Source organism: Falsirhodobacter algicola (genome assembly GCF_018279165.1).
Classification (GTDB): domain Bacteria; phylum Pseudomonadota; class Alphaproteobacteria; order Rhodobacterales; family Rhodobacteraceae; genus Falsirhodobacter; species Falsirhodobacter algicola.
Genome location: NZ_CP047289.1, coordinates 1,605,648 through 1,623,050 on the forward strand (window position 1 = coordinate 1,605,648; position 17,403 = coordinate 1,623,050).

Sequence of the window (17,403 nt, forward strand, 5' to 3'; positions counted from 1 at the left end):
CGCGCGCAAGCTGCTGCCGCTAAGTCGCGCGGGCAGAGGCCCGCGTCAAGACAAAGGCACGGGATCGGCCTTGGCGTCAGGGGCCGGCGCAGGGCTCCGACCGGCCCGTCGGCACCTGCCCCACCTCGACGCCATAGGCGCGAAAGCCCCCATCGTCTAGCGTCAGGATCCGGTAGCAGGGATTGCCCCCCGTCCACCAAGGATCGGGCAGATCGATGTTCGTGATGAACCTATGGGTGCAGGACTGGCCCGAACTGAAGGCGATGCCCTCGGCCGTGGTGCCGGTCAGCGGCGTGTGGATATGGCCGAAGACGATGTGCCGCACCCCGCCCGGATGCGCCGCAAGCCGCCGAAGCACCGCGCCATCGTCATGCAGGCCGATGTCGCGGAAATGGCGGATGCCGTCGGATACGGGGGGATGGTGCAGAAAGACCGTGACCGGCCGATCCCCCGCCCCCGCCAGCGCCGCATCGAGCCATGCCAAGCGGTCCGGCCCATAGATGCCGCCGATCACCCCGGCCTCGTGCGTGTCCAGGAACAAAAGCCGCCCCCAGCGCGTATCGAGCACCGACTGCACATAGCCGCCCTCGTCCCGCGGATGATCGGGGAACGCCTCGAGGAAGGCCGGGCGGTGATCGTGATTGCCCAGCATCAGGCGCACCGGGCACGGCAGCGGCGCAAGGATGTCCCGCAGCAAGGCATAGGCCTCGGGATCGCCGCGATCGCTGAGATCCCCCGTGATCACCAGAAGATCGGCATCGGCGTGATCGGCGAGGATGTCCGCCATCGCCGCGCGCAACTGCGCTTCGGGATCGACGCCGTAAGCGGGGTGCCCCGGCGGCATCAGATGGGTGTCGGTCAGCTGGATGATCTTCATGTCCGTCTCCGAAAATGGGGATGCGGGGGGCTGGCCCCCGCACCGGTCCGGCCGTGCGGCCGGGTCAGTTCATCAGGCCGTTCGTCGCCTCGACGATCTGCGCCAGCCCGTCCTCGGGGGTGGTCTCGCCGCGCATCACCGTGCCGATGATGTCGCGCTGCGTGCGCCAGATGCGGACGGAATCGCCGCCCGGATACCCAGCCCACGGCAGCGAGCGGTCCACCTGCGCGGCGGCGGTCGCGACATTCGGATGCTCGGCGTAATAGGGGGCGAGGTAGTCTTCGCCCGTGGCGCGGATGTTCGTCGGCAGATAGCCGGTGATGCGCACGATGACGTTCTGCGCCTCGGGGCCGGTGATCCACTTGATGTAGTTCCACGCCGCCTGCTGCTTGGCCGGGTCTTGGGTCAGCATCACCGCCGAATTGCCGCCCGTCGGCACGCCGCCATTCACCTTATCCTGCAGGGGGAAGGTCGCGGTCGTCAGTTCGAACCGGTCGCCGACGAGGCCCTCGATCGTCTGCACATGGGCGGGGGTGGTGAACATGAAGCCGGTCATGCCCGCGCCGAACTGCTGGCGCGCCTGATCCCAGTCCATCATCGGCGCGCCCGTTTCCACCGCGATCTGGCGGATCAGGCGCAGGGCGTTCAGGCCGATCTCGTTGTCGAAGCCGACGCGTCCCGTTTCGGCATCGACCAGACGACCGCCCTGCTGCGTGATCATCGCCTGCCACAGCCAGTCGTCCGGCCAGCCGGAGATGTCGTAGGCCATCCCCGCGACGCCCGGATTGGCGTCATGGATCTTTGCGGCCAGCTCGATCAGTTCGGGGAAGGTCGTCGGCATGTTCTGCGGATCGCCGCCCGCCGAACGCACCAGATCGGCGTTCACGAACATGATCGGCGAGGAGGCGTTCACCGGCAGGCCGTATTGCTGCCCATCCACATTGCCCAGCGCGACCATGTTGCTCGTGAAGTTCGCATCGAGGAATTCCTGCCCGCCCTCGGCCTCGATGAAGGGGCCGAGATCGGCGATCTGTCCGCGCGGCGCCAGCGTGTGCACCAGTTCCGCCGTCAGGTTGTAGCCCGAAAAATACACATCCGGCAGATCGCCCGTGACCGCGGCGCGCAGCACCTGCTGCTGGCCTTCGTTATACCCGGCGGCGGGGGCGAGGAAGTTGATCGTGACCCCGGGATTGTCCTTCATGAAGGCATCCGCCAGCGGCTGGTGGAATTTGGTGAACCCCGGCAGGTTGTAGAGCACGTTCAGCGTGACATCCTGCGCCAGCGCGATGCCCGGCAACGACAGGCCGAGCGCAAGCGCGCCAAGGGCAAAGCGACGTGTCATGGTCATATCGTCTCTCCGTGAAGGGCGGGGCCTCATTTGACCCCGGTCATGGTGATGCCCGCGATGAAGCTGCGCCGTGCAAGCAGGAAGCAGACCAGCATCGGGGCGGTGATGAGGGTGGCCCCGGCCATCAGCGCGCCGTAATTCGCGCCCGTTTCCGCATCCGAGAAGAAGAGCATCCCGAGCGGCGGCGGGGCGAGTGCGGTGTCGCTGACCACGATCATGGGCCAGTAGAGATCGTTCCAATGCGCCACCACCGAGAACACGGCAAAGGCCGCGAGCGAGGGAAGCGAGCCGCGCAGCACCAGCCGCCAGCAGATCTCCATCTCGGTGAAGCCGTCCATGCGGGCGGCCTCGATGATCTCGTCGGGATAGGAACGGAAGGACTGGTGGAACAGGAAGATGGCAAAGACCGACAGGAAGAACGGCACCATCTGCGCGAAATAGGTGTTCAGAAGGCCCGCCTTCGCCAGTCCGACGAAAAGCGGCAGCGCCAGCGCCTGCATCGGCACGCAAAGCGCACCGATCACCAGCATCATCAGCAGCCTGCGCCCCGGAAAGCGCAGCTTGGCCAGCGCATAGGCGGCGGGCACGGCGGTCAGCACCTGCACGATCAGGATCCCGGCGCAGACGATCACCCCGTTCAGCATGAAGCGCGCCATCGGCACCGAGGTGGCCGCCTGATGGTAGTTCGCATCGCCGTGGAATGCCTTGGGGATCGGCCAGAGGGAGATGTCGAAGATCTCGGACGGGGCGCGCAGGGAGGTCAGCACCATCCAGTAGAACGGCAGCAGCATGATCGCCGCCCCGAGGCCAAGCACCGCATGGGGGAAAAAGCGCCGCATCAGTAATGCACCTTTCGTTCCATCCGCACCGTCTGCCCGACGGACAGGATCAGCACGATGCCGAGGAAGATCAGCGTCAGCGCCGCGGCGTATCCGGTATTGGCGTATTCGAACCCCTCCAGATACAGGCTGTAGAGCAGGGTTTCCGAGCCGGATCGGCCCTTGGTCAGCACGGCCACCGTCTCGAACACCTTGAACGCGCTGATGGAGGTGGTGACGATCACGAACATCGTCGTCGGCCCCAGCATCGGCCATGTGACGGTCAGGAACCGGTCGATCGGATGGCGCGCGCCGTCGATCCGCGCCGCCTCGTGCAGGTCCTTCGGGATCGCCGTCAGGCCCGCAAGGAACAGCACCATGTTGAAGCCGAGCACCTGCCAGACGCCGATCAGCGCCATGGTCGGGATCAGCAGCGCCGGATTGCCCAGAAAGGACACCGGCGCAAAGCCGAGCCACGTGATCAGCGCGTTCACCGGCCCCAATGTCGGGTGCAGCAGGAACTGCCAGACCGTCGCCATCGCAACCAGCGTCGCCGTCACCGGCAGGAAATAGGCCGTCTCCCAAAAGGCGCGCGAGCGGCGGCGGCCATGCACCAGAAGCGCCACGCCAAGGGCGAGGAACACGCCGGCGGGAATGACGATCGCGGCATAGACGAGCGTGTTCACCAGCGCCCGGACGAAGACCGGATCGCTGGCCGCATCCGCAAAGTTCCGCAGGCCGATGAAATGCCAGTCCAGCGCGCCCAGACGGTAGTCCGTCACCGAAAATCCCGTCAGGACGATCATCGGCACGGCATAGATGGCCACCAGAAGCAGGATCGCCGGGGCGGCGAAGGCCAGCCCCTTCACGGCGGTGCGGGTGCGCGCCGGGCGCCGGGCGGGGAGCGCGAGCGCGGCCGTCATGCGGCCACCTGCTCGGCGGTGCGCAGCGCGCGCCGGGCGCCGTCCGGGCCGAACAGATGCGCCTGCGCGCCGTCGATCGCCAGATGCAGACGGCCCTCCGCATCCGCGCCCGTCGCCTCGCCCGCGGGCTGGCGCAGCGTCAGTTGATCGCCGTCGCCGTTCGAAAGCAGGCAGGTCAGGTAGCGGTCGGGGCCATGCGTCTCTTCGCGCAGGATGCGCGCGGGCATGCCGCGGGCGACGATGCGGACGCCTTCGGGCCGGATGCCCAGCGTGGCGGGACCGGGGGATGCGATCAGGCCGGTGGCGCTGCCATGGACATGAACTGCGCCCGTGGGCATCACCTCGGCGGCCAGAAGGTTGATCGTGGGGGAGCCGATGAACCGCGCCACCGCCAGCGTGGCCGGGCGGCGATAGAGATCCTCGGGCGTGCCGAGCTGTTCGATCCGCCCGTCGATCATCAGGGCGATGCGGTCGGACATGGTCATCGCCTCCATCTGATCGTGGGTGACGTAGACGAAGGTCGCCCCGAGGCGGCGGTGCAGCGCGACCAATTCGTCGCGCATATGCGCGCGCAGCTTGGCATCGAGGTTCGAGAGCGGCTCGTCCATCAGGAACGCGGCGGGCTGGCGCACCAGCGCGCGCGCCAGCGCCACGCGCTGCCGCTGCCCGCCCGAAAGCTGCGCGGGTTTGCGGTCCAGAAGATGGGTGATCTGCAAGGTATCCGCCGCCGTCGCCACCTCGGCCGCGATCTCGTCCAGAACCGCGCGGGGCGCAGCGAGCCGCCCGATCAGCGGCAGCCGCCCCGAGAAGGGCAAGCGGCGCATCCGCAGGGGCGTTGCGATGTTCTGCCGTACCGTCATATGGGGATAGAGCGCGTAGGACTGGAACACCATCGCAAGGTCGCGATCCGACGGATCGGCCGCCGTCACATCCCGCCCGCCGATCCGCACCGCGCCCGCATCCGGCATCTCCAACCCGGCGATGATGCGCAGAAGGGTGGACTTGCCGCAGCCGGACATGCCGACCAGCGACAGGAATTCTCCCTGCTGCACCGACAGATCGATGTCCTTGAGAACCTGCAAGGGCCCGAAGCCCTTGCGAATGCCCGAGAGGTCGAGTGACTGACGCATGTTCCCTCCTGTTTCACCGGAGCGTCTGACGCGCCGAAGAAACAGGAACATGTCTCGTCGATGAAGCTTTCACGACGGGGCCGCAAAACGGTCAGATGGCGGCGGCCTCGCGGTGCAGCACCTCGGCCATCGGGGTGGTCAGCATCGCCTCCAGCATCTCGCGAAGCGGGGCCTGCCATGCCGGATCGGCGGCAAGGGCCGGGGGAACGATCCCCGGCAGCGCCGACAGCGCCGCCGCCACGGACCCGCCCGCACCAAGTGCGGCCCGCATCTCTGCCGCGCGGGGATCGCGCAGATCATAGGGCGGGGTGTCATGGGTCGCGCCCGCCACATGCCGCATCCATGCGGCGGCGGCAAAGGCGAAGGGACGCAAGTCCTGCCCCGCCGCCCGCGCCGCAAGGGCCGGGGCAAAGATGCGCTGGGGCATCTTCTCGGTCCCGTCCATGGCGATCTGGAACGTCTCATGGGCGATGGCGGGATTGGCGAAGCGCCGCATCAGCCGATCGGTATAGGCGTCGATGTCGATCCCCGGCAGAGGGCCGAGCGTCGCCCCCGCCGCCCGCAGATGCCGCAGCACCAGCCGCGACAGCGCCGGATCGGTTATCACGTCGCGCACGAAACGGTGCCCGGCATGGAACCCGGCATAGGCCAGCATCGAATGCGCGCCGTTCAGCATGCGCAGCTTCATATCCTCATAGGGCGTCACGTCGGACACGAAGATCGCGCCGCCCGCCTCCCAATCCGGGCGTCCGAGGGGGAAGTCATCCTCGATCACCCATTGATGGAAGGCCTCCGTCTCCACCGCTGCGGGGTCGGGCCGTCCCGTCAGGGCAGCGGCCTCGGCCCATGTCTCGGCGGTGGCGGCGGGGGTGATCCGGTCCACCATGGAGGAGGGGAACGCCACCTTCGCCGCAATCCAGTCCGCCAGCGCCGGATCGGTGCGGCGCGCGGCATCCACGACCGCACCGCGCAGCAGACGCCCGTTCGACGGCAGGTTGTCGCAGCACAGGACGGTGAAGGGTGCCGTTCCGGCCGCCCGCCGCACCGAAAGCGCCCGCACCAGAAGGCCCAGAACGCCCGTCGGATGCGCCGGATCGCGCAGGTCCGCCGCCACCGCCGGATGCGCCGGATCGCAGCCGCCCGTGGCCCGGTCGAGGCCATAGGCCTTTTCCGTCACGGTCAGGGTCACGATCCGGCACTCCGGCGCAGTCATCGCCGCGAGGATCGGCCCCATCCCGTCCGCCCCGGTCAGCCCCCGCGCGATCGAGGCGATGATGCGGGCGGTCCCGCCCTCCCCCCGCTCGATCAGGGTGAAGCGCCCGTCTTGGCCGTTCAGCGCATCGACCGCCGCGCGGCTGCGCAGCGACACGCCGATGATGCGCCAATCCCCGCCCGAGGCCGCAAGCGCGGCATCGGTGCAGGCAGCCTGATGCGCCTTGTGGAACGCGCCGAGGCCCAGATGGACGATCCCCGTGCCATGTGCCTGTGGATCATAGGCGGGCTGGATCGGACCCTGCGTCATGCCCCCGCCATGCCCCGCGGGTGGTTCAGCGCGGTCATGATGCCCCGCAGTTCGGCCAGCCCCTTCAGGCGTCCGATCGCGGGATAGCCGGGCTGCGCCTTGCGGCCCAGATCGTCGAGGATGTCCTGCCCGTGATCGGGGCGCATCGGGATCTGCCAATCGGCGCGGCCCGCGGCCTTGCGGCGGCGCTCTTCGTCCAGCACGGCCGAGATCATCTCCACCATGTCAGTCTGCCCGGCCAGATGCTCATCCTCGAAGAACGACCCGCGCGGTTCTTCGGGCGTGTCGAGCGTGACGTTGCGCAGATGCAGGAAATGCACCCGCTCGCCCATGCGGCGCATCATGCCGGGCGCGTCGTTGTCGGCCCGCGCGCCAAGGCTGCCGGTGCACAGCGTGATGCCGTTGGCCGGCAGATCCACCGCCTGCATGATCGCGGCGTAATCGGCCTCGGTGGACATGATCCGCGGCAGACCCAGCAGCGGGAAGGGCGGATCGTCGGGATGGCAGCACAGTCGCAGTCCCAGTTCCTCCGCCAGCGGCGTCACCTCGGACAGGAAATCGACGAGATGGCCGCGCAGCGTTTCTTCGCGGATGTTGTCGTATTCGGCCAGATGGCGGCGCACATCCTCCAGCGTGAAGTTCTCGGCCGCGCCGGGCAGGCCGAACACCACGTTGCCGGCAAGCTGCGCCCGCTCATCGCCGGACATCTCGGCGAATCGGCGGGCGGCGGCGTCCACGATCGCCTCGGGGAAATCCTCGGCCGCGCCGGGGCGCTCTAGGATGTGGATGTCGAAGGCCGCGAAATCGGTGAAATCGAAGCGCATGCAAGTCGCGCCCGTCGGGCGGCGCCACGACAGGTCCGTGCGCGTCCAATCCAGAACCGGCATGAAGTTGTAGCAGATGACCTCCACCCCCGCATCGCGCAGATGGTGCATGCTGGTCTTCCAGTTGGCGATGTGGTCGCGCCAATCGCCCTTCTGCTTCTTGATGTCCTCCGACACGGGCAGACTCTCGACGACATCCCATGTCAGCCCCGAGGACGATCCATCCTGCATCGTCCCGATCTGGCGCTGGCGTTCGGCGATATCGTCGGGCGTCCAGACGACGCCCGTCGGGACATGATGCAAGGCCGACACGACCCCCTCCACGCCCGCCTGCCGCATGGCGTCGATCGACACCAGATCCTTCGGGCCGAACCATCTCCAAGTTTGCCGCATCGTCATTCTCCCTTGCGTCGGAACGAACATAGCAGCTACACACGGAGTTGACTAGTATGGAAGTATGGTGATAGATCCGCCGCGGGGGGACGATCATGCCGAATGCCGACACCACCACCGTTGATACCGGCCTTGCCGTCGGGCCGCAGCTGACGCGCATTCTGCGCGAACGGATCGTGCGCAACCTCATCGCGCCCGGCGAACGCCTGTCGGAGGCGGAGGTGGCGCTGCATTACGGCACCAGCCGCCAACCCGTGCGCGAGGCGTTCATCAAGCTGGCCGAAGAAGGCCTTCTGGAAGTGCGCCCGCAGCGCGGCACCTATGTGCGCAAGATCTCCACCGCAAACGTCATGGATGCACGGTTCATCCGTGAGGCGGTGGAGGCCGATGTCGCCCGCGCGCTGGCCGCCGATCCCGATCCCGCCCTCGTACGCGAACTGGAGGCGCAGCTTGCGGCGCAGCGGGCCTTGGTCGATCCGACCGAGTTCCGCCAGCTCGACGATCTGTTCCACCGCACCTTGGCCGAGGGCGCGAAGCTTCCCTACGTCTGGCGCGTCATCGACGGGCTGAAGACGCAGATGGACCGCGTGCGCCAGCTTTCGACCGAGCAGTTGGCCCTTGGCAAGCTGATCGACCACCACACCGCCATCGTGGACGCGATCCGCGGCGGCGATGCCGAGGCCGCCGGTCAGGCCATGCGCCTGCACCTGCGCGAAATCCTCAACGATCTGCCGATCATACGGCAGGCACGACCCGACCTTTTCGAAGACCCCGGCCGCTGACGCGGACCGACATGGATTACTGGGAGGAGCCATGATCATGAACTTCAAGACCGTTCTCGCTGCCGCCATCACCGCAGGTGCCCTGACCGGCACCGCCGCCTTTGCACAGGACACGGTGCTGCGCCTTGGCCATCTGGCCAATGAACAGAACATCTGGAACAAGGCGGCGATGAAATTCGCCGACGAAGTGGCGGAACTGTCCGAAGGCCGCATCGCGGTGGAGGTCTATCCGAACGACACGCTCGGCTCCGAGGTCGATCTGATCAACGGCATGCAGCTCGGCACCGCCGACATGACCATCACCGGCGAGACGCTGCAGAACTGGGCCCCGATGGCCGCGCTGCTGGCGCTGCCCTATGCCTATACCTCGCTGGAGCAGATGGACGAGGTCGCATCCGGCCCCATCGGCAAGGAGATCGAGCAGCAGATCATCGAAAAGGCCGGTGTCCGTCCGCTGGCCTATTTCGCCCGCGGCCCGCGCGAATTGTCGGCCAACCGCGAGATCACGACCCCGGACGATCTGAACGGGCTGAAGCTGCGCGTGCCGAACGTGCCGCTGTTCCTGAAGGTCTGGCAGACGCTGGGCGCACAGCCGACCCCGATGGCCTTCTCGGAGGTATTCACCTCGCTGCAGAACGGCACGATCGAGGCGCAGGAAAACCCGCTCTCGCTGGTGCGCAGCGCCAACTTCAACGAAGTGCAGAGCACGATCAACCTGACCAACCACGTCCGGTCGTGGATCTATCTCGCCATCTCCGAACTGACTTGGGAAGGGCTGAGCGAGGAGGACCAAGCGGTCGTCGCCGAGGCCGCCAAGCGCACCCAGACCTACGAGCGCAGCCTGTTCCTCGAAAACGAGACCGAAATCCGCGCCGATCTGGAGCAGAAGGGCGTGACCTTCCACGAGGTGGACGAAGCGGCCTTCGCCGCGAAGGCCCGCGACGCGGTGATCGGCGGCGTGTCGGACGATCTGCGTCCGACGGTCGAACAGATCTTCGCCATGCAGCACTGATCGGACATCGCGCCGCCCCCACCCGGGCGGCGCGATCCCTTCCCGGAGGACCGCCATGCACCGCCTGACCCGCATCACCGAACATGTGTTCCGCACCCTTACCGGCCTGTCCTTCGCTGTGATCGGCGTGGCCGTCGTCCTGCAGCTCATGGGCCGGAACGGCCTGATGACCTCGGTCGTCTGGACCGAGGAAATCTCGCGCTTCGCCCTTCTCTATATCGCCGCCCTCGGGGCCGGCCTCGCCTTTCGCAGCGGCGACATGGTGAACGTCGATCTCGTGTCCGAATCGCTGCCCGGACGCGCCCCTTGGGTGCTGCGCCTGCTGAGCGCGGTGGCGACGCTGGTCGGAACCCTCGCCCTGATCGCGCCGGCATGGCGCTTCACCTCCATCGGCGCGCGGCAGACCGCCCCGGCCAGCGGCATCCGCATGGACCTCGTGCATGGCGCGGTGCTGGTGGTGATGGTCGGTCTCGCCCTGTTCGCGCTGTTGCGCATCATCGGAATGCTGCGCGGCAGCGAAGACGGCCGTCCGCACCGGCCCGAAGAGGAGATCTGATATGGACCTGTTCGTCCTTCTGGGCACCTTCATCGCCGGCCTCGTGGTCGGGATCCCGGTCGCCATCACGCTGGCGCTCTCGTCGCTGGCCTATGTCCTCTATGCCGGGCTGCCGCTGGTGGTGATCCCGCAAAAGATGTTCGCGGGCATGGACAGCTTCGTGCTGCTCTGCATCCCCGGCTTCATCCTCGCCGGCAACCTGATGAACATGGGCGGCATCACCGAACGCATCGTGCGGCTGGCCAGCGCCATGGTCGGCTGGATGCGCGGCGGGCTGGGGCTGACCAACGTCGCGGCCTCCATGCTCTTCGGCGGCATTTCGGGAACGGCGGTCGCCGATGCGGCCTCCATCGGGGGGATGATGATTCCGGGCATGAAGAAGGCGGGCTATCCGGCCGACTTCTCGGCCGCGATCACGGCCGCCTCCTCCACCGTGGGGCCGATCATTCCGCCGTCGGTGCCGATGATCATCGTCGGGGCGCTGTCGGGCATCTCGGTCGGGCAGATGTTCATGGCCGGGGCCATTCCGGGCCTTCTGATGGGCGTCGCGATGATGGTCACGGCGTGGCTGATCGCGCGCAAACGCAACTTCCCGCGCCAGCCGTGGCAGGGCTTCCGCGAATTGCTGCGCTCCTTCACCGGGGCGTTCTGGGCGGTGGCGATGACGGGGCTGATCATCGGCGGCCTTCTGTCGGGCCTTGCGACGCCGACCGAAACGGCCATCGTCGCCTGCATCTACGCCTTCGTCGTCGGGGCCTTCGTCTATCGCGACCTGCCGATCCGTCAGGTGCCCAAGATCGTCATCGACAGCGCCGTCTCGGCCGCCGGAATTCTAGTGCTGGTGGGCTTTGCCAACGTCTTCGGCTGGATCCTCGTGGCCGAGCGCATTCCGCAGGCCATCGCCAGCGGCGTGCTGTCGATCACGGACAACCGTTTCGTGGTGATCCTCTTGATCAACCTGATCCTGCTGTTCGTCGGCATGTTCATGGAAACGATCGCCGCGCTGATCATCCTCTTCGTGCCGCTGATGACGCTGGCACAGGGCGTCGGGGTGGATCCGCTGCATTTCGCCACCTTCGCCGTCCTGAACCTGATGATCGGCCTCACGACGCCGCCGGTGGGCGTGTGCCTCTTCATCTGCGCCAACATCGCCCGCCTGCCGCTGGCCCCGGTGATCCGCGCCATCGCGCCCTTCATCGTGACCAACATCATCGTGCTGCTGCTGGTGTCCTACTTCCCGCCGCTGGCCACATGGCTGCCCTCGATTCTGGAGAACTGAGACGATGACGACCCGCGTTTGCCGCCTGCATGGCGAAAACGACCTGCGCCTCGAAACCGTGGCGCTGTCCGAACCCGGCCCCGGCGAGGTGCTGGTCGCCGTCGGCGCGGGCGGCATCTGCGGATCGGACCTGCATTACCTGCTGCATGGGGGCTTCGGCCCGATCCGCGTGCGCGAACCGATCATCCTCGGGCACGAGGCGGCGGGAACGGTGCTCGCGCTCGGCGATGGGGTGACGGGCCTTGTGCCGGGGATGCGCGTCGCACTGAACCCGAGCCAGCCCTGCGGCACCTGCCGCTTCTGCGCCCAAGGGGTGCATCAGCACTGCCTGAACATGCGGTTCAAAGGCTCGGCCATGTACCTGCCGCATGAACAGGGGATGTTCCGCGACCGCCTGACGATCGCGGCCGCGCAATGCCTTCCCGTGGCCGATCATGTCCCGCTTTCCTCCGCCGCCTGCGCCGAGCCGCTGGCCGTGTGCCTGCACGCCCGCAATCAGGCCCCGCCGCTGAAGGGAAAGCGCGTGCTGGTGACGGGGGCCGGCCCGATCGGCGCGCTCTGCACCGCCCTTGCGGCCGAAGCGGGCGCGGCGGACATCGTCGTGACCGATCTTCAGGACGCCACGCTGGACATCGCCGCCCGTCTGGGCGCGACCCGCACCGTCAACGTCGCGCGCGATGCCGCCCGGATGGAAGAGTACATGGCCGAGAAGGGACAGTTCGATGTCGCCTTCGAATGTTCCGCAGCCGCCCCCGCGATCCGCATGGCGATCGAAACGCTGCGCCCGCGCGGCACGCTGGTGCAAGTCGGCGTCACCGGCGATGTGACGGTGCCGCTGAACATGATCGTGGGCAAGGAGATCCGTCTTCACGGCTCGCAGCGGTTCGACGGCGAATTCGCCGAAGCGGTCGCCCTGATCGAAAGCGGAGCCATCCCGGTGGAGCGTATGATCACTGCCACCTTCCCGCTGGAAGAGGCCGAGGCAGCTTTTGCCGCGGCCGCCGATCGCAGTCGTTCGGTGAAGGTGCAGATCACCTTCGGGGGCTAAGGCCCCCGGACGACCTTAGTGCGTCCAAGCGCCCTTGCGGTCGCTGGCGAAATTCTCGCCATAGCCGCGGGGGCGGATGTTCGGCTTGCGGCCTTGGGCCGGCTGCACATCCACATCGATCCCATGTTCGCGGGCATAGGCCTCGGCGGCCTCGCGGGTGTCGAAGCGCAGGCGGACCTGCCGCTGCGTATCGTCCGACGATGTCCAACCCATCAGGGGATCGATCTCGCGCGCCGTGGCAGGCGCGAAGTCCAGCACCCATTCCTTCGTCTTGGCGAGGCCGGATTGCATCGCATTCCGGGCCGGCTTGTAGATTCGTGCGCGCATGTCGTCCTCCAGTCGCCCCCATTTACCGAAAAGGCGAGGCCCGTCGCAAGCCACCATCTTGATCCGGAACAAAGAACGATCAGATAGAGGTCCGACAAAGGATTCGCCCATGCCGCACAACAATTCCAACATGCCGATGTTCCGTCCCGAGGTGCTGACGCGGCCCAAGCTGGAAGGCGGGCGGCGCTTCGTCATGGAAACGCCGTTCAAGGCGGCGGGCGATCAGCCAAAGGCCATCGCCGAACTGTCGGACGGTGTGCGCGGCGGGGAACGCGATCAGGTCCTTCTGGGCGCCACCGGCACCGGCAAGACCTTCACCATGGCGCGCATCATCGAAGAGACGCAGCGCCCGGCGATCATCCTCGCCCCGAACAAGACGCTGGCGGCGCAGCTCTATGGCGAGTTCAAGGGCTTCTTCCCCGACAACGCGGTGGAATACTTCGTCAGCTATTACGACTACTACCAGCCCGAGGCCTATGTCGCGCGGTCCGACACCTATATCGAGAAGGAATCCCAGATCAACGAGCAGATCGACCGGATGCGCCACTCGGCCACCCGCGCGCTGCTGGAGCGGGACGATGTGATCATCGTCGCCTCCGTGTCCTGCATCTACGGCATCGGCTCGGTCGAGACCTATTCGGCCATGACGCAGGATCTGATCGTCGGGCAGAACTACAACCAGCGCGACGTGATCGCGCAGATGGTGGCGCAGCAGTACCGCCGGAACGATCAGTCCTTCGCGCGCGGCAGCTTCCGCGTGCGCGGCGATGCGATCGAACTCTGGCCCGCGCACCTCGAGGATCGGGCATGGCGCTTCAGCTTCTTCGGCGAAGAGCTGGAGAGCATCGTGGAGTTCGACCCCCTGACCGGCGCCAAGACCGACAGCTTTGCGCAGATCCGCATCTATGCCAACAGCCACTACGTCACGCCGCGCCCGACGATGCAGCAGGCCGTGCAGGGCATCAAGGCCGAGCTTCGGATGCGCCTCGATCAACTGGTCGGCGAGGGCAAGCTGCTGGAGGCCCAGCGGCTGGAGCAGCGCACCGCCTTCGACATCGAGATGCTGGAGGCGACCGGCGTCTGCAACGGGATCGAAAACTACTCGCGCTATCTGACCGGCCGCGCCCCCGGAGAGCCGCCTCCGACCTTGTTCGAGTTCATTCCCGATAATGCCATCGTCTTCGCCGACGAATCCCACGTCTCGGTCCCGCAGATCGGCGCGATGTACAAGGGCGACTACCGGCGCAAGTTCACCTTGGCCGAGCATGGCTTCCGCCTGCCCTCCTGCATGGACAACCGCCCGCTGAAATTCGAGGAATGGGACGCGATGCGCCCGCAATCGGTTTTCGTCTCCGCCACCCCCGCCGCGTGGGAGTTGGAGCAGGCGGGCGGCGTCTTTTCCGAACAGGTGATCCGCCCGACCGGCCTTCTGGACCCCAAGGTGGAGATCCGGCCCGTCGATATGCAGGTGGACGATCTCTTGGACGAGATCCGCCGCGTATCGGCGGCCGGGCTGCGCACCCTCGTCACCGTGCTGACCAAACGCATGGCCGAGGATCTGACCGAATATTTCCACGAACAGGGCATCCGCATCCGCTACATGCATTCCGACATCGACACGATCGAGCGGATCGAGATCCTGCGCGATCTGCGCCTTGGGGCGTTCGATGTGCTGGTGGGCATCAACCTCCTGCGCGAGGGCCTCGACATTCCCGAATGCGGGCTGGTGGCGATCCTCGATGCCGACAAGGAAGGGTTCCTGCGGTCCGAAACCTCGCTGATCCAGACGATCGGCCGGGCCGCGCGCAACGCCGAAGGCCGCGTCATCATGTATGCCGACCGGATCACCGGATCGATGGAACGCGCCATGCGCGAGACCGATCGGCGCCGGGAAAAGCAGATGGCCTACAACACCCTGCACGGCATCACCCCGCAAACGGTGAAGAAGAACGTGGAGGATGTCCTGTCCGGTCTGTGGCAGGGCGACACGGACCAGAGCCGCGTGACCGCCAAGGTGGACAAGCCGATGGTCGGCTCCAACCTTTCGGCGCATCTCGATGCGCTGCGCGTTCAGATGCGCAAAGCCGCCGAGAACCTCGAATTCGAGGAGGCGGCCCGTCTGCGCGACGAGGTGAAGCGGCTGGAAGCGGTCGAGCTGGCGGTGGCGGACGACCCCCTCACCCGCCAATCGGCCGTGGAGGAGGCGCAGGAGGCGGCGCTGGCCGGATCGGGGCGCTCCACCGCCGGGCGCGCGGGCCAGCGGGGCGGCAACAAGCGTCGCCGCCGCTGACGCCGAGGCTTGCCGCGGCCCGCGCGCCGCGTCATGATCCGCCGAAACATCCTGAACTGCATGGAAAATTCGGTGCCCACGTCTGATCTGATCTTCATCATTGGCCGGCAGCGCAGCGGCACGACCGTGTTCCGCCGCCTTCTGGCCCGGCATGGCGCGCTCGATTGCGACGAGATCTTCCACGGGAATCTGAACGCCCGGCACCGGTTCTACGGCTTCGTCCGCGACCGCGCCGCGCAGGATCCGGCCATGGTGCATCCCGAGCATCACGCCTTCTTGTTCCGCAAATACATCGAGCGGCAGCGCGAGGTGGCGGCCGGGCGCAAGCTGGCGATGGATGTGAAGTATTTCGGCCTGAACCTGATCCCCCAGCGCGAGGATGTGGACAGCCGCAGCCCCTTCATCGTCAGCTTCCTGCAGGAATCGCAGGCCCATGTCGTGCATCTCGTGCGGCGCAACAAGCTGCGCATCTTCGTCTCCGAAGAGATGGCGACGATGACCGGGCGCTGGTCGGCGGAAACGGCGGGCGATCTCGTGACGCGCAAACCCGCGCTGGAGATCGACGTGCGGCGCGCCGTCACGGCGATCCGCACGCTTTTGCAGCAGGACCGCCGCGTCGGCGCCCTTCTGGATGCCGTCCCGCAGGTGGAGCGTGTCTTCTATGACGAGATGTTCGATGCCGAGGGGCATTTCCAGCCCCCCGTGCGCCGCCTCGCCGCGCGGATGATGGACATCCCCGAAGCCAGCAGCCAGCCGGACAATCTGAAGATGAACCCCGAACGCCTGCGCGATCTGGTCGCCAATTACGACGATCTAGCCCGCGCCCTTCAGGGCACGGCGCATGAATGGATGCTGACCGATCCGAACTAGGGGGGCCATCAGGCCCCGGGCAGGATCTTTCCGGGGTTCATGATGCCCTGCGGATCGACGGCGGCCTTCAGCGCCGCCATCAGCGCCAGCGCGCCGGGGTCGTATTCCTCGGTCAGGTAATCGGCCTTGCCGATGCCGACGCCATGTTCGCCCGTGCAGGTGCCGCCCACCGACAGCGCGTGGCGCACCATGGCGGCATTGGCCTGCTTCACCGCCGCCGCCTCGGCCTCGCTCTCCGGGTCCATGGCAAAGACGACGTGGAAATTGCCATCCCCCACATGGCCGAGGATCACCGCCGGCACCGGACAATCGGCCAAGAGCCCCCGCGCATGATGGATCGCCCCGCTAAGTTCGGAGACCGGCACGCAGACATCCGACACCCACCCCCGGCAGCCCGGCCGCTGGCCGAGGATCGCATACCACGCCTCGTGCCGCGCCTTCCACAACCGCGCCCGCGCCGGGGCGTCATGGGCGGCCTCGAAGCCCTGCCCGCCGAATTCGGCCACGATCTCGCCCACGAGGGCGGCCTGTTCGGCGACCGAGGCATCCGATCCGTGAAACTCGAAGGCGAGCATGTCGGCCACCGGCAGATCCAGCCCCGAATGGGCGTTCACCGCCGCCACGAGGCCGCGATCCATAAGCTCCATCCGCGCGACGGGGATGCCGTATTGCACGACGGCGGTGGCGGCGGCGACGGCGCTCTCCACATCCTCGAACCGGCACACCGCCGCCGAAATCGCCTGCGGGATGCCGTGCAGGCGCAGCGTCACCTCGGTGATGATGCCAAGCGTGCCCTCCGCCCCGACGAAGAGCCGCGTCAGATCGTAGCCCGCCGCCGATTTGCGCGCCCGCCCGCCCGTGCGGATCACCTCGCCATTCGCCAAGACCACCGTCAGCGACAGCACCGCCTCGCGCATGGTGCCGTAGCGCACCGCATTCGTGCCCGACGCGCGGGTGGAGGCCATGCCCCCCAGCGTCGCATTCGCCCCCGGATCGATCGGAAAGAACAGGCCCTGATCGCGCAGCCAGCTGTTCAGCGCCTCCCGGGTGACGCCCGCCTCCACCGTGCAATCCATATCCTCGGCCGAGACGCGCAGCACCCGGTCCATGCCCGTCAGATCCAGCGACACCCCGCCGCGCACCGCCGACAGATGCCCCTCCAGCGAGGTGCCGGCGCCATGGGCGATCACCGGGATGCCCGCCGCGGCACACAGGCGGACGACCTCCTGAACCTCTTCGGTCGATCGGGCCATCACCACCGCATCGGGAGCTGCGATCCGGTGATGCGCCTCACCCCCCGCATGCTGCACCCGCAGCGCGTCCGAGGTGGAGAAACGCGCGCCGAAACGGGCACGCAGGGTATCGAAGACGGTCATGGACGGCTCCCCAGCTTGTTCGGGCCTA

Annotated in this window: 16 protein-coding genes; 7 read left to right on the forward strand and 9 right to left on the reverse strand. The window is 67.2% G+C overall.

From position 1 onward, the window contains the following. Positions 1–76 precede the first annotated feature (76 nt). The 7 genes from GR316_RS08060 to uxuA all read right to left on the reverse strand — a co-directional run bounded on the left by GR316_RS08060 (position 77) and on the right by uxuA (position 7,835). On the reverse strand, positions 77–877 hold the full coding sequence (locus GR316_RS08060; protein ID WP_211783441.1) for a phosphodiesterase: 801 nt from the start codon (positions 875–877) through the stop codon (positions 77–79). Positions 878–941: 64 nt separating this feature from the next. Continuing rightward, a complete protein-coding gene (locus GR316_RS08065; protein ID WP_211783442.1) occupies positions 942–2,225 on the reverse strand; it encodes an ABC transporter substrate-binding protein in 1,284 nt (427 codons plus the stop codon). A gap of 26 nt (positions 2,226–2,251) precedes the next feature. Further along, complete coding sequence (locus GR316_RS08070; RefSeq protein ID WP_211783443.1) at positions 2,252–3,064, reverse strand: carbohydrate ABC transporter permease; 813 nt, start codon at positions 3,062–3,064, stop codon at positions 2,252–2,254. Further along, on the reverse strand, positions 3,064–3,966 hold the full coding sequence (locus tag GR316_RS08075) for a carbohydrate ABC transporter permease (protein WP_211783444.1): 903 nt from the start codon (positions 3,964–3,966) through the stop codon (positions 3,064–3,066). Before GR316_RS08075 ends, GR316_RS08070 begins: the two co-directional genes overlap by 1 nt. After that, positions 3,963–5,096, reverse strand: a complete 1,134-nt coding sequence (locus GR316_RS08080) for an ABC transporter ATP-binding protein (protein ID WP_211783445.1) — start codon at positions 5,094–5,096, stop codon at positions 3,963–3,965. The genes GR316_RS08075 and GR316_RS08080 overlap by 4 nt, the downstream gene beginning before the upstream one ends. 91 nt (positions 5,097–5,187) lie before the next feature. Next, positions 5,188–6,618 carry a mannitol dehydrogenase family protein gene (locus GR316_RS08085; protein WP_211783446.1) on the reverse strand — a complete coding sequence of 477 codons (1,431 nt, stop codon included), beginning with the start codon at positions 6,616–6,618 and terminating at the stop codon, positions 5,188–5,190. Then, on the reverse strand, positions 6,615–7,835 hold the full coding sequence (uxuA, locus tag GR316_RS08090) for a mannonate dehydratase (protein ID WP_211783447.1): 1,221 nt from the start codon (positions 7,833–7,835) through the stop codon (positions 6,615–6,617). The genes GR316_RS08085 and uxuA overlap by 4 nt, the downstream gene beginning before the upstream one ends. 95 nt (positions 7,836–7,930) lie before the next feature. Between uxuA and GR316_RS08095 the strand changes: the two genes are divergently transcribed. The 5 genes from GR316_RS08095 to GR316_RS08115 are packed head-to-tail and all read left to right on the forward strand — an operon-like array spanning position 7,931 to position 12,512. Beyond that, positions 7,931–8,617 (forward strand): GntR family transcriptional regulator, encoded by a 687-nt coding sequence (locus GR316_RS08095; RefSeq protein WP_211783448.1) that lies wholly within the window; start codon positions 7,931–7,933, stop codon positions 8,615–8,617. Between the two features lie 31 nt (positions 8,618–8,648). Beyond that, a complete protein-coding gene (locus GR316_RS08100; protein ID WP_211783449.1) occupies positions 8,649–9,629 on the forward strand; it encodes a TRAP transporter substrate-binding protein in 981 nt (326 codons plus the stop codon). A 55-nt stretch (positions 9,630–9,684) separates the two neighbouring features. Continuing rightward, positions 9,685–10,185: a TRAP transporter small permease gene (locus GR316_RS08105; protein WP_211783450.1), complete on the forward strand. Its 501-nt coding sequence runs from the start codon at positions 9,685–9,687 to the stop codon at positions 10,183–10,185. A gap of 1 nt (position 10,186) precedes the next feature. Continuing rightward, positions 10,187–11,464: a TRAP transporter large permease gene (locus GR316_RS08110; protein WP_211783451.1), complete on the forward strand. Its 1,278-nt coding sequence runs from the start codon at positions 10,187–10,189 to the stop codon at positions 11,462–11,464. Between the two features lie 4 nt (positions 11,465–11,468). Then, entirely contained in the window at positions 11,469–12,512 is a 1,044-nt protein-coding gene (locus tag GR316_RS08115) for an L-idonate 5-dehydrogenase (protein ID WP_211783452.1), read from the forward strand. A gap of 15 nt (positions 12,513–12,527) precedes the next feature. Here GR316_RS08115 and GR316_RS08120 read toward each other — a convergent pair whose 3' ends face one another. Continuing rightward, on the reverse strand, positions 12,528–12,839 hold the full coding sequence (locus tag GR316_RS08120) for an ETC complex I subunit (protein ID WP_211783453.1): 312 nt from the start codon (positions 12,837–12,839) through the stop codon (positions 12,528–12,530). Between the two features lie 109 nt (positions 12,840–12,948). Here GR316_RS08120 and uvrB point away from each other — a divergent pair, with 109 nt between their 5' ends. Further along, the gene (gene uvrB, locus GR316_RS08125; RefSeq protein WP_249218738.1) at positions 12,949–15,129 is read left to right on the forward strand and encodes an excinuclease ABC subunit UvrB; all 2,181 of its coding nucleotides are present in this window, start codon (positions 12,949–12,951) and stop codon (positions 15,127–15,129) included. Between the two features lie 72 nt (positions 15,130–15,201). Beyond that, on the forward strand, positions 15,202–15,999 hold the full coding sequence (locus GR316_RS08130; protein ID WP_211783454.1) for a sulfotransferase family protein: 798 nt from the start codon (positions 15,202–15,204) through the stop codon (positions 15,997–15,999). Positions 16,000–16,007: 8 nt separating this feature from the next. Here GR316_RS08130 and GR316_RS08135 read toward each other — a convergent pair whose 3' ends face one another. Next, a complete protein-coding gene (locus GR316_RS08135) occupies positions 16,008–17,375 on the reverse strand; it encodes an FAD-binding oxidoreductase (protein WP_211783455.1) in 1,368 nt (455 codons plus the stop codon). Between the last annotated feature and the right edge of the window lie 28 nt (positions 17,376–17,403).